The organism is Microbacterium sp. LMX7-1.2 (assembly GCF_040675935.1).
Taxonomy (GTDB): Bacteria; Actinomycetota; Actinomycetes; order Actinomycetales; family Microbacteriaceae; genus Microbacterium.
The window spans coordinates 1,827,349-1,839,027 of sequence record NZ_JBEGIL010000001.1 but is presented as its reverse complement, the minus strand read 5'-3'; the positions used below and the strand labels follow the sequence as shown (position 1 = coordinate 1,839,027).

Sequence of the window (11,679 nt, the reverse complement as noted above, 5' to 3'; positions counted from 1 at the left end):
CGGGGCGTCGTCCAGTCTACCGGGGGGATGCCGCGGCGAAGCGCCCGGCGAGAGCGCGGGCGGCCTCGCGGAGCGGCTCGGGGCCGACGACCGTGAAGTCCACGTCGAACCGCGTGACCGCCGCGAGCACGCCGACCCACGACCAGGAGCCGATCGTCACGCGGCACGAGCCGTCGTCGAGAGGCTCGACCGTGCCGTCGGCGCCCACCCACGGGGCGACCTCGCGGGCGGGGAGGCCGAGCAGGACCTCGCCGACACAGGGCCACCGGTCGTCGGCATCCGATCCCTTCGCGCGCGCCGCGAGGTAGGTCTGCGCGTCGGCGGCGGGCAGCGGGCGCGGCGCGAACGCGGGGCCGTGCGGGATGCGCGGGGTCAGCCGGTCGAGGCGGAAGGTGCGCCAGTCGTCGGCGTCGAGGTCCCACGCGAGCAGGTACCAGCGCCCCTCCCGTGCGACCACCGCGTGCGGTTCGGCGCGGCGGGCCGGCCGGTCGGCGTCGCCGTAGTCGAAGCGCAGCACGACGCGGTCGCGCACGGCCGCGCTCACCGTCTCGAGCACACCGGGGTCCACACGGGTCGGGTTCGCGACGCCGGCGAAGCGGATGCCGTCGACGCGATGTCGCAGACGCGAGGGCATGACCTGCCGCACGGTGGCGAGAGCACGTGCGGCGCCCTCGTCGATGTCGATGCCGCTCGCGGGGACGCTCTGCAGTGCGACGGCGATCGCCACGGCCTGCGCGTCGTCGAACAGCAGCGGAGGGAGCTCGGATCCGGCATCCAATCGATAGCCGCCGTCCGGACCCTTGATCGCCGTGATGCGGTACCCGAGCTCGCGCAGCCGGTCGACGTCGCGGCGCACGGTGCGTGCAGTGACCTCCAGGCGCTCGGCGAGCACGGCTCCCGGCCAGTCGCGTCGCATCTGCAGCAGAGACAGCAGAGCGAGCATGCGCGAGGAGCTTCCGGTCATGACCCCATTGTCGCGCGAGTAGAGGACCGAAACTGACCGCTACTCCTGTGATCGTGGAGTCATCGGCATCCCGCCGAAACCACCGATCGAGGAGATCCCATGTCCATCGTCACCACCACCCACCTCAACTTCCGCGGCACCGCCCGCCAGGCGCTGGAGTTCTACGCGTCGGTGTTCGATGCCACGGCGACGTTCGCGACCTACGGAGACGTCGGCATGCCGGCGGACGTGCCCGGTGCCGACCGGATCGTGTTCGGTCAGGTCGAGAACGCCGAGGGCTTCCGGCTCATGGCCTACGACATCCCCGGAGCGGATGCGGATGCCGCGGCGACCGCCGGCACGACCAGGCGCGAGAACGACACGACCGTGACCGACCGGACGTTCTTCCAGTCGCTGCGCGCCGGGTCGCTCGACGAGCTTACGCGCTACTGGGACGCCCTCGCCGAGGGTGCCGAGGTCGTCGAGCCGCTGGCGGCGTCGGCCTGGTCGGCGGGCTTCGGGATGCTCACGGACCGCTTCGGAGTGACCTGGGTCATGGACGTGCGCTCCGTCTGACCTCCGGCTCGGATTGCAATCCTGGGGTTGCATTTCTGCTGACATACTGCAACCCTATAGTTGCAGTACGTCAGCATCCCGAGGAGATCGAATGAGCGTCACACAGACCCGCGCTCGCCCCATCGTGATCCTCGGGATGCTGTTCGCCGGGGCCTTCGTCATGGGCTGCGCCGAGATGCTCGTGGTCGGCATGATCGATCTGATCGCCGTCGATCTCGAGGTCTCGCTCGCTGCCGCCGGCGCCCTCGTCACAGCGAATGCGCTCGGGCTCGCCCTGGGAGGGCCGCTCCTGACGTTCCTCACGACGAGGTTCGATCGTCGCACGGTCGTGCTCGCCACGGCATCCGTCTTCCTCGTCGCGAACGCGCTGCCCGCTGTGTTCGCCGACTACGGACTGTTCCTCGTCGTGCGGGTCGTCGCCGGGGCGATGCAGGGCCTGTTCATCGCGGCGGCGATGGTGGTGGCGACCGCGATCGTGACGCCCGATCGGTCGGGCCGGGCGATGGCCGTGGTGATCTCGGGGTTCGCCACCGCGAGCGCGATCGGCCTGCCTCTCGGGACCCTGCTGGGGCAGTCGACGGGATGGAGAGGAGCGTTCGTCGCCGTCGTCCTCGCGACGGGCGTCGTGCTCGTGTCGCTGCTGTTCGCGGCGCCGAGCGTTCCGACCCCCATCGGCGCGCGGGCGCTCGGACAGGCGCGGGACGCGTTCGCTCCGCGGGTCCTCGCGGTGCTGAGCGTGAGCTTCCTGACCTTCGCGGCGATGCTTGCCGCGATCACCTATCTCGTGCCGTTCCTGGCGGAGGTGACCGGACTCCGCGGTCCCGTCGTGACCCTCTACCTCGTGGTCTACGGGATCGCGACGACGGTGGGCTCGTCGATCGGCGGGCGGTTCGCCGACGCCGACGCCGGACGGATGCTCGTGGTGGGCGCCGTCGGCGTTCTGGTGTCGCTGGTGGCGATGCTGCTGCTCGGTGGGGAGCCCTGGGGCGCGGCTCTCGCGGTGCTCGGGATCGGGATGCTGGGCATGGCGACCGCGCCGTCGATCCAGCACCGGGTGGTGGAGCTGTCCGGGCCGGGCGCTCCGCTCGCGGCGTCGCTCCCTGCCTCCGCGGTGAACGCCGGCATTGCCGCGGGTTCTCTCGCGGGCGGGGTCGCGATCCAGCTCGGCGAGGTGCGGAGCGCGGTCATCGCGGGGATCGGGATCGCAGCGATCGCGATCGTCGCCGCGATGGTCACCCGGTCTCTGCGGCGGCCGGACGAGGCGTGACGACGGGTCTCAGGGAGTGCTCCCGCGGGTGTCGCTCCCCGAGTCGCCGTTGTTGCCGTTGTTGCCGTTCCCGCTGTTGCCGGAGTTCCCGCTGTTGCCGTTGGCCCCGGAGTTTCCGTTCCCGTTGTTCCCGGGCTCGGTCTGGTCGACCGGCGCCTGCGGTGTCTGCTCGGTGACGACGGCTTCCACCACGGTCTCGGCGGGTGCGACGGTCGCGCGATCGAAGTCGGCGGCGGCCTCACGTGGTCCGACGGATGACGGCGGCGTGGCGTTCGACAGGCCGAGCACAAGCGCGCCGGTGGCGACCAGTGCGGATGCGGCGACGATCCCGGTGACGGCGCGCCGCCGCTTCCGGCCCGACGCATGATCGGTCCGGCGCGTCGAGGTGTTCTCGGCGGGTGCAGCGTTCGACTCCTCCGACGGAACGCTCACGGTCGCCGTGGGGTGCGCCGTACCCGCGATCGGCTGCGTCGCGGCATCCGCTTTCATGAGGCGACCGGCGGCGCGGGAGACCTCGTGGGCAGCGGGCCGCTCGGCGGGGTCGAGCCGGGTCATGGCTCCCAGCAGGTCGCGCCAGGCGTCGTCGAGGTCGTCGGGGATCGTCGGCGGGTTCAGGATGCGGGCGGCCGCGGCACCGCGACCGGTGGCCGAGGCCGGGTAGGTCGGCTCTCCCGTGAGCGCTTCGAGCAGCACCAGGCCGAGCGAGAAGACGTCGACCGGGGTGTCGGGCTCGGCGTCCCTCAGCGTCTCGGGGGCCATGTAGGCGAAGGTGCCGAGCACGATGCCCGGCGAGGTCATGCGGGGGCTGCCGACCTGACAGGCGACGCCGAAATCGGCGAGCTTCGCCATGCGCGGACCGCCGCCCGGGTCGCGTCCCATCAGCACGTTCGACGGCTTGACGTCGCGGTGCACGATGCCCAGCCCGTGCACGACCGTGAGCCCCTCGGCGAGGTCGCGGGCGAGGCGGGCGACCTGGCGGGGGCGCATCGGTCCGGTGCGCAGACGCCGAGCGAGCGTCGGTCCGTCGACGTACTCCATGACGAGGTAGCGCGGACGATCGGGCAGCAGCTGCGCGTCGTACAGCGTCACGATCGAGGGGTGGTTGACGGCGGCGAGCAGCGCCTTCTCATTGTGGGCACGGTTGGCGAAGGCCGTGGAGCCCTCGCCGTCGTGCAGCATCTTGATCGCGACAGTGCGCTCGAGGTGCGTGTCCTCGGCGCGGTAGACCGTCGCCATGCCGCCGCGCCCGAGCCGATCACTCATCACGTAGCGGCCGTCGAGCAGCGCCTCGGTCTCGGAGAGCACCTCGAGGCTCATCGGGTGCTCCCTGCGGAGGCGTTCTGGTCGAACATGGTCCCGACCGTACGCGGCCGGGATCCGGGAGTCACCGGCCTTGACCTGGGCCGTGAAACATGAATGCCTTCCTGCCGCGGATGCTGTCAAGGGGGTCTGCGCTGTCGGTGGCCTCGCGTAGGAAGGAGGGGACGGAGAGGACGCGACACATGGCCGCAGGAGACATCGAGACCTTCCAGCGCGACGGGATTTGGTTCAACCGCATCGAGGGCGAGTCGCGCACGCTCGGGATGAGCTTCTCGTCGCAGGACGAGGCCGTGAAGGTCGGTCGTGGCGCCGCGGTCGCGCGTCAGGTCGAGCACTCGGTGCGCACCGAGGAGGGGCCGTCCGACACGGGCGGTCTGTACGACTGGCACCCGAGGGAGCTCATGAACTGATGGCCGGCCCAGCCAAGGGGGTGCCGCGAGCGCTGATCCAGGTCTGCGTCAACGGCGCTCAGGACATCGCCGATCATCCCGCGCTGCACGCGGACCCCGGTCTCGCCGCCGCCGACGCCGCCAGGGCTGTCGCGGCGGGCGCGGGTGCGATCCACGTGCATCCCAAGGATGCCGAGGGGCGGGACAGCCTGTCGCCCGACGACGTCGCCCGCTGGGTGCGGGCGTTCCGGGAGGCGTGCCCGGAGGCCCCGCTCGGTGTGACCACGGGGGCGTGGATCCAGCCCGACGTCGAGCGCCGTATCCACGCGATCGCCCGATGGGCCGAGCTGCCCGACTTCGCCTCCCTGAACTGGCACGAGGCCGGAGCCGCGCGCGTCGCCGACATGCTGCACAGGCGGGGCGTCCGCATCGAAGCGGGCATCTGGGACGCCACGGGACTCGCTGCGTGGCGGGAGTCTCCCCTGCGAGGCGAGTGCCTGCGGGTGCTGATCGAACTCCCCGACGAGGCTGCGGAGGTGGTGCGCGACCACGCCGAGGGACTCATCGCTCATGTGCGGGCGGAAGAGCCGGACATCGCGATCCTGCTGCACGGAGAAGCGCGCTCCGCCTGGCCCGCGTTCGTTCTGGCGGCCGAGCTCGGACTGGAATCGCGGATCGGACTCGAGGACACGCTCGTGCTGCCCGACGGGCGGCTCGCGGCCGACAACGCGTCGCTCGTGCGTGCGGCGGCGGCGCTGGCGGGCGGGGCCTGAGGGCGACACGGATCGACACGCGGGATGCGCCGACGACGCGCGCTTCGTAGGGTGGAAGCTCCCGCCGAAGGAGCCCGACATGTCCGACACCCGCACCGCGCGCACGACGTCGCGATGTCGCCGGACGGCCTGAGAGCCGCACACCATGACCGACGTCGCGCGCCCTGCCCCGCATCCCTTCGACACCCGGACCCGGTTCGAGCTCGATCGTCCGGAGAGCCGCAAGTGGAGTCTGCACCCGGGGCGCATCGGCGCCTGGGTCGCCGAGATGGACTTCGGCATCGCCCCTGAGATCGCGGCGGCGATGCATCGGGCCATCGATGAAGAGAACCTCGGCTACCTGTCGCCGCCCCTCGCCGCCGAGCTCGGCCGGGCGACCGCGGACTGGATGCGCGACGAGTACGCCTGGACGATCGACCCCGAGAACGTGCATCCGGTGTCCGACGTCATGGCGGCGCTGCGCGTCGCCGTCGAGGAGTACGCGCCGGCGGGATCCCCGGTGATCGTGCCGACGCCCGCGTACATGCCGTTCCTCACGTTCCTCCCGACGATCGGGCACCCGGTCGTCGAGGTGCCGGGGGTCGACATCGACGGTCGCTGGCATCACGACCTCGACCGCATCGACGAGGCGTTCGCGGCGGGAGCGCGGACCCTCGTGCTCTGCAACCCGCACAATCCGACAGGCACCGTGGTCGACGGGGATGAGCTCGAGGCCCTCGCGCAGATCGTCGAGAGGCACGGTGGTCGCGTCTTCGCCGACGAGATCCACGCCCCGCTGCGCTTCGACGGGCGGCCCTTCGTGCCCTACGCCTCGGTCTCGCCCGCGACCGCCGCGCACACCGTGACGGGCACGAGCGCCTCGAAGGCGTGGAACATCCCGGGCCTCAAGACCGCTCAGCTCGTGCTGTCGAACCGCATCGACCAGGAGCAGTACCGTCGGTTCGGCTTCTCGGTGCAGCATGGGGCGTCGACGCTCGGGGTGGTCGCGTCGACCGCGGCGTACCGCGAGGGGCGGCCCTGGCTCGACGGGGTGCTGTCGTACCTGTCGGACTCGCGGCGTGCGCTCGGAGAGCTCGTCGCGGAGCACCTGCCCGGTGCCGTCTACCGGGAACCCGAGGCCACCTACATCGGATGGATCGACACCGGCGCCCTGGGCATCGACGGCCCGCCCGCGGCGTTCTTCCGCGAGCAGGCCGGCGTCGTGCTGACCGAGGGCGCCCTGCTCGGCCGCGGGTACGAGGACTTCGTGCGGATCGTGTTCGCGACTCCGCGGCCGATTCTCGCGGAGGCGCTCGCCGCGATGGGGGATGCCGTGCGGGCCTCGGGTCGGTGAGCGAGCGCAAGCCCCTCCGGTCGGTGAGCGAGCGCCAGCCCCTCCGATCGGTGAGCGAGCGCCAGCGCCCCTCTGGTCGTTGAGCGAGCGCGAGCGAGACGAAACGCGGTGACGCGCCCCGAGCGAGCGACACGCGCCACCCCCTTGGACGCACCCCCGCGCGCGTGTGAGGATGACGGCATCCCCTGCCCCGCGACGGAAGGAACCTCATGCAGCTCGCGATGATCGGACTCGGACGGATGGGCGCCAACATCGTGCGCCGACTCATGCGGGCGGGGCACGAGTGCGTGGTCTACGACGTCAATGCGGATGCCGTGCAGGCGCTCGTCGCCGAGGGTGCGGTGGGCGCCGACAGTATGGCCGATCTCGCGTCGAAGCTCGAGGCTCCGCGGGCGGTGTGGATGATGGTGCCCGCGTCGCTCACCGGCAAGGTCGCCGACGATGTGGCGGCCGTGCTCGAGAAGGGCGACATCCTGATCGACGGCGGCAACTCCAACTACCGCGACGACGTGCGCCGGGCGGCCGCGTTCCGCGAGCAGGGCATCCACTACGTCGATGTGGGCACGAGCGGCGGCGTCTTCGGACTCGAGCGCGGCTACTGCCTCATGGTCGGCGGACCGGACGAGGCCGTGCAGAACCTCGAGCCCGTGCTGCGCACGATCGCGCCGGGCGAGGGTGAGATCGAGCGCACGCCGGGTCGCACCGGGGAGCTCAGCCCCGAGGAGCAGGGCTTCCTGCACTGCGGACCGTCGGGTGCCGGGCACTTCGTGAAGATGGTGCACAACGGCATCGAGTACGGCATCATGGCGTCGATCGCCGAGGGCCTCAACATCCTGCACAACGCGGATGCCGGGGTGCGCGAGGCCGAGCACTCCGCCGAGATCGCTCCGCTGGAGGAGCCCGAGTTCTACCAGTTCCCCATCGACACCGCTAAGGTCACCGAGCTGTGGCGACGCGGATCGGTCGTCTCGTCGTGGCTGCTCGACCTCACCGCGGCGGCGCTGAACGAGAACCCGACGCTCGACGGTCTCGCCGGCCGCGTCTCCGACTCCGGCGAAGGGCGCTGGACGGTCAAGGCCGCGGTCGACGTCGGTGTGCCGGTGCCGGTGCTCGCGGCATCCCTGTTCGAGCGCTTCGCCTCACGCGACGAGGACCGCTTCGCCAATCAGGTGCTCTCGGCGATGCGCCTGCAGTTCGGCGGCCACAAGGAGCTCCCCGCGGGCGACGTGCTGGAGGCCGGTGCCCGCAAGGCCGAGTCCGCGTAGTCGCGCTCGGTCGTCGAGCGAGCGGCAGCCCCCGGTCGTTGAGCGAGCGAAGCGAGACGAAACGCGCTACGTTCCTCGAATCGCCACCCCCCGGCATCCGCACCACCCGCTACCCGAAAGCGATCAGATGAACCGACCCGGCGCCGTCCGCATCCGCACCGCCGCACCCGATGATGCCCCCCGCATCGCGGAGCTACTCCACGCGTTCAACACGGAGTTCGACACCGAGACCCCGAGCGTCGAGGTGCTGACGCGCAGGCTGCGCGCCCTGCTCGCGGGGCCATCGACGTTCGCGGTGCTCGGTGGTGAGCCGGCGGTCGGTGTCGCGCTGGTGACGGTGCGTCCGAACGTGTGGTCGGACGGGCCCGTGGCGCTGCTCGACGAGATGTACGTGGATCCCTCGGAGCGTGCTGGCGGAATCGGCGGCGAGATCCTGCGGGTGGTGGTCGAGGCGTGCCAGCGACTGGGCGTCGCCGAGATCGAGATCAACGTGGACGAGTCGGATGCCGACGCGATGCGCTTCTACGAGAGGCACGGCTTCACGAACGGCGACCCCGACACCGGCGAGCGGGCGTACTACTTCTCCCGCACGCTCTGACCGCGAGGGTCACCCGCTGCGGCGGACCTGCTGTAGCGGACGTGCCGAGGTCGGTAATGCATCCCGCGCGCCGTGAGTGGTCGGAAACGCTCCTGAAGCGCCCGTGTGAGATGCCTTTTCGACCCGTTGTGAACCTCCGGGATCTCTGACGTGGCACTCCGATCGGTCATGACCGTTGAGCATCTCCACACCCCGACAGTATTCTGCACCGTCTTCATATGTATGCTTTTGTTTCTCGTATGAAGAACACAAGCGAGTTCTCTCGGGGCCTGATCGCGACGGCCGTCACCTTGTCCCTCGTGACCACGGCGAACTCCGCCGCAGCGCAGACCGACGGCGGCACCGACCACGCTGAGGTCTTTGCGTCGTACATCGTGGCTCAGGCCAACCTCGCTCAAGGCGATAGCCCGAAGAGCTGCTTGTTCTTCACTGCGGCTCCTATCCCGGGTGTGATCTGGAGGATCAAGTGCTGAACGGAGGACCGCTGATGGTGAACGAACCGTTCGTCTATCTCCTCACCGTCCTTCTCGCCGTGAGTGCGGGGCTCGGTTTCGGAGTGAAGGCAGCCGGCGTGCACCGATGGCTGGGCCAGGTGGCCGGCATTCTCGTTACGGCTTTCGTTGTTGTCGTCGGGTTCATGATCGGCGCTCACGCCGTGTGGATCGGGCCGATCTTCCTCCTCGTGTCGATGGTCACGACCGTGGTGGTTGGGGTGTCCGGTCGTCGCAATGAACCCATGTTCCTCGCATCGTCGTACTGGCGGCGGGTTCTTCTCGTCAGTAGGGGCTACAAGAGCGAGCCAGGCGAAGCGTCAGGAGACGCCGGACGTCCGTGTACTCGAATCGATCGCGATTGACACGAGGTGCCCACGGCGCGGACTCGCACAGCCCCGCTGTGGTGCAGATTCTTTCTCTCCGTTCTACGGCGTCCCCAGGCGTCCTCCGTCCGGGTGATGCCGCGCACCTCCGACCAGAGATGGAAAACGCCTCGGAGCCGCCCTCTTCCGCAGCGTTTTCCATCTTTCGTGCCGGTGATCAGCCCCAGCCGACCCAGTCCGGGCGGTCGACGATGCAGAAACGGTTGCCCTCGGGGTCTTCCATGATGATGTAGTCCGCGTCATCGGGGCGGCCGTCCCAGTGCACCGTGCGTGCGCCCAGGTCCGTGAGACGGCGCACCTCGGCATCCTGGTCCTCGGCGTAGATGTCGAGATGGATGCGCGGCGGCAGCACCCGCTCGGAATGGTGGGCGTCGAGCGCGATGCACGGCGCGTCCGCGTCGCGGGGTTTCAGCACGACCCAGTCGTCGTCGGCGGGGTCGCGCTCCACGTAGTCGAGGGCGGCCTTCCAGAACTCGGCCTGCGCGGCGAGGTCGTTCACGCGGATCACGATCGACACGATCTTCAACATGCAGGTCAGGGTAGAGCGGCGGACGGATGACGCGAAAGGCCTTGCGATCGAAGGTCAGGTTTCCCGCACGAAGAGGCGCAGCGCCGCGGCGGCGAAGGCCGCGGCATCCGGTGTTCCGAAGGTGACGTGGAAGTCGGGGTTCGTCTCGTACTGCTCGGCCATGCCGAGCACCATGGCGTTCGCGCCGGCGATGTCGCCGGCGTGCGTGGGCGCGCCGGGGATCTCCGCGAACCAGTCGAGGTGCGCGGCGGCGTGCTCTTGGGCCTCGGATGACTCCGGCGTGAGTCCCTGCTCGTGCAACTCCCGCCACCGATGGACGAGCGCGTCGGTGCGAGCCTTCCAGTCGCGCTGCTCACGCACGGACTTCCCGTGCCACCAGCGGTTCGAGGCGTCGAACGCCTCCCGCCCCCAGCGCCGCACGACCTCGTCTTCGTAGTCGTCGTTGAAGCCCTGCAGCATGACGTCCATGCGGGGCTCGCGCCCCTGGATGCGCATCTCGATGGTGTGCTCGACCGAGGCGATGCGCCGGGCGACGGCATCCCTCTCCGTCTGCAGCTGGGCGAGGTGCGAGCGCAGCGCGGCCACTTCGGCTTCGGTGGTCTCAGCGGCATCGAGCGTCGACTCGATCTCGGCGAGCGGCATCCCCGCGTCGCGCAGCAGCAGGATGCGCTGCAGCCGGGCGACCGCGACCGGTCCGTAGTACCGATAGCCGTTCGCTCCGACGCGGTCGGGCGCGAGGAGTCCGATGCGGTCGTAGTGGCGCAGGGTGCGACCGCTGATGCCGGCGCGGTCGGCGAGCGCGGAGACGGTCCACTCCATGCGGGCTCCGTTCAGTCGTCGGCGGTCGTTGCCAGTCCGAGGCGGGCGAGAGCGACGGACAGGATGCGTGAGGCCGGCGTGTGGACGGACTCCGCCGCCGTGCGTCCGCTCTCTTCACGGTACGCCTCGACGAGACGTGCGCCGGCCGCGTAACCGGCGCCGGTCGGGAGTCCGACGGGCTCACCGCCGAACAGTCGCGCGGTGGAGTCGCCGAGGACCCAGGCGGCGAAGTCCTGCATCCCGGTGACGTCGAGGCCGGTGGCGACCTTCGCGAGCACGCGGTCGTCGGTACGGGTCTCGGGGGAGACGAAATGCGTGTACCCGGTCGGTCCGTACAGCTCGGTGGCGAAGACGTCGGCGAGTCCCTCGGAGATCACGTGCTCGCCGACGGTGACCGTGGCCGGATCCCAGACGACCCCGCCGGGCGAGTACCGCACGTTGTGGTGCAGCTCGTGCACGGCGATGGCCTCGAGTCGATCGAGCACGGGCGGGGTCGGCCAGAGCGTCAGGGTGATGTAGCCGCTGATGCCGCCGAAGCCGGACAGCCCCTGCACCTCCTCGACGAAATGCCGGTTGCTCGGATCGCCCAGGATCACCAGCACGGTCAGGTCGGGGATTCGGATGCCGGGATTCGCGCGCTCGAGTGCTTCGATGCCGACGTGGAGCGCGGTCTCGATGCGCTGCCACGCATCGGCCTTCACGAGGGCGTCGAGCGCGGCGCGGAGTTCATCCGAGGAATGGTCGGCATCGAACCCGAAGCTCTGCCGGTGCACGTCGGCGAGGTCGAGCCCGCCGGGGATGAAGTGGTACATACCTTCCATCGGCGCCCACATCTCGCGGACGAGGCCGGCGCGCGCGGGCTGGTCCGCGTCGAGGATGCGGGCGGTTGCGGAAGCGGTGTCGATCACGGTGACGGTCATGTCATCCGACGGTAGACATTGCCGTCGCGTCAAGGTCAAGCGCGTGATGTGCGTCGCCTCCACGCGTCGC

At 70.3% G+C, this 11,679-nt stretch carries 14 protein-coding genes; 9 read left to right on the top strand and 5 right to left on the bottom strand.

All coding sequences use genetic code 11. The annotated features are described in order from the left end of the window. Window positions 1-16: 16 nt before the first annotated feature. Window positions 17-964, bottom strand: coding sequence for a helix-turn-helix transcriptional regulator (locus tag MRBLMX7_RS08950; RefSeq protein WP_363367717.1), 948 nt, complete (start codon window positions 962-964; stop codon window positions 17-19). 99 nt (window positions 965-1,063) lie between these two features. Here MRBLMX7_RS08950 and MRBLMX7_RS08945 point away from each other — a divergent pair, with 99 nt between their 5' ends. Beyond that, window positions 1,064-1,519 carry a VOC family protein gene (locus MRBLMX7_RS08945; protein ID WP_363367715.1) on the top strand — a complete coding sequence of 152 codons (456 nt, stop codon included), beginning with the start codon at window positions 1,064-1,066 and terminating at the stop codon, window positions 1,517-1,519. Window positions 1,520-1,610: 91 nt separating this feature from the next. Then, window positions 1,611-2,786, top strand: coding sequence for an MFS transporter (locus tag MRBLMX7_RS08940; protein WP_363367713.1), 1,176 nt, complete (start codon window positions 1,611-1,613; stop codon window positions 2,784-2,786). A 9-nt stretch (window positions 2,787-2,795) separates the two neighbouring features. Here the strand turns inward: MRBLMX7_RS08940 and MRBLMX7_RS08935 are convergent, their stop codons facing one another. Then, window positions 2,796-4,103: a serine/threonine-protein kinase gene (locus tag MRBLMX7_RS08935; protein ID WP_363367711.1), complete on the bottom strand. Its 1,308-nt coding sequence runs from the start codon at window positions 4,101-4,103 to the stop codon at window positions 2,796-2,798. 185 nt (window positions 4,104-4,288) lie between these two features. On the opposite strand from MRBLMX7_RS08935, the gene MRBLMX7_RS08930 reads away from it, so the two are divergent. The 7 genes from MRBLMX7_RS08930 (at window position 4,289) to MRBLMX7_RS08900 (ending at window position 9,320) form a co-directional block, all read left to right on the top strand. Then, window positions 4,289-4,516: a DUF2188 domain-containing protein gene (locus MRBLMX7_RS08930; RefSeq protein ID WP_363367709.1), complete on the top strand. Its 228-nt coding sequence runs from the start codon at window positions 4,289-4,291 to the stop codon at window positions 4,514-4,516. Further along, on the top strand, window positions 4,516-5,268 hold the full coding sequence (locus MRBLMX7_RS08925; protein ID WP_363367706.1) for a 3-keto-5-aminohexanoate cleavage protein: 753 nt from the start codon (window positions 4,516-4,518) through the stop codon (window positions 5,266-5,268). The genes MRBLMX7_RS08930 and MRBLMX7_RS08925 overlap by 1 nt, the downstream gene beginning before the upstream one ends. A 145-nt stretch (window positions 5,269-5,413) precedes the next feature. Continuing rightward, window positions 5,414-6,601 carry a MalY/PatB family protein gene (locus tag MRBLMX7_RS08920; protein WP_363367704.1) on the top strand — a complete coding sequence of 396 codons (1,188 nt, stop codon included), beginning with the start codon at window positions 5,414-5,416 and terminating at the stop codon, window positions 6,599-6,601. A 209-nt stretch (window positions 6,602-6,810) separates the two neighbouring features. Beyond that, entirely contained in the window at window positions 6,811-7,866 is a 1,056-nt protein-coding gene (gnd, locus tag MRBLMX7_RS08915) for a phosphogluconate dehydrogenase (NAD(+)-dependent, decarboxylating) (RefSeq protein WP_363367702.1), read from the top strand. Window positions 7,867-7,993: 127 nt separating this feature from the next. Beyond that, window positions 7,994-8,464, top strand: coding sequence for a GNAT family N-acetyltransferase (locus MRBLMX7_RS08910; protein ID WP_363367700.1), 471 nt, complete (start codon window positions 7,994-7,996; stop codon window positions 8,462-8,464). 239 nt (window positions 8,465-8,703) lie between these two features. Further along, window positions 8,704-8,937: a hypothetical protein gene (locus MRBLMX7_RS08905; protein ID WP_363367697.1), complete on the top strand. Its 234-nt coding sequence runs from the start codon at window positions 8,704-8,706 to the stop codon at window positions 8,935-8,937. 14 nt (window positions 8,938-8,951) lie between these two features. Next, window positions 8,952-9,320, top strand: a complete 369-nt coding sequence (locus MRBLMX7_RS08900; protein WP_152926180.1) for a hypothetical protein — start codon at window positions 8,952-8,954, stop codon at window positions 9,318-9,320. A gap of 178 nt (window positions 9,321-9,498) precedes the next feature. Here MRBLMX7_RS08900 and MRBLMX7_RS08895 read toward each other — a convergent pair whose 3' ends face one another. Genes MRBLMX7_RS08895 through MRBLMX7_RS08885 form a run of 3 tightly spaced genes read right to left on the bottom strand, consistent with a single transcriptional unit; the run spans window position 9,499 to window position 11,609 of the window. Beyond that, window positions 9,499-9,870, bottom strand: coding sequence for a VOC family protein (locus MRBLMX7_RS08895; protein ID WP_363367694.1), 372 nt, complete (start codon window positions 9,868-9,870; stop codon window positions 9,499-9,501). A gap of 54 nt (window positions 9,871-9,924) precedes the next feature. After that, a complete protein-coding gene (locus tag MRBLMX7_RS08890) occupies window positions 9,925-10,689 on the bottom strand; it encodes a MerR family transcriptional regulator (protein ID WP_363367692.1) in 765 nt (254 codons plus the stop codon). Window positions 10,690-10,700: 11 nt separating this feature from the next. Next, window positions 10,701-11,609 (bottom strand): DUF2268 domain-containing protein, encoded by a 909-nt coding sequence (locus MRBLMX7_RS08885; protein ID WP_363367690.1) that lies wholly within the window; start codon window positions 11,607-11,609, stop codon window positions 10,701-10,703. Between the last annotated feature and the right edge of the window lie 70 nt (window positions 11,610-11,679).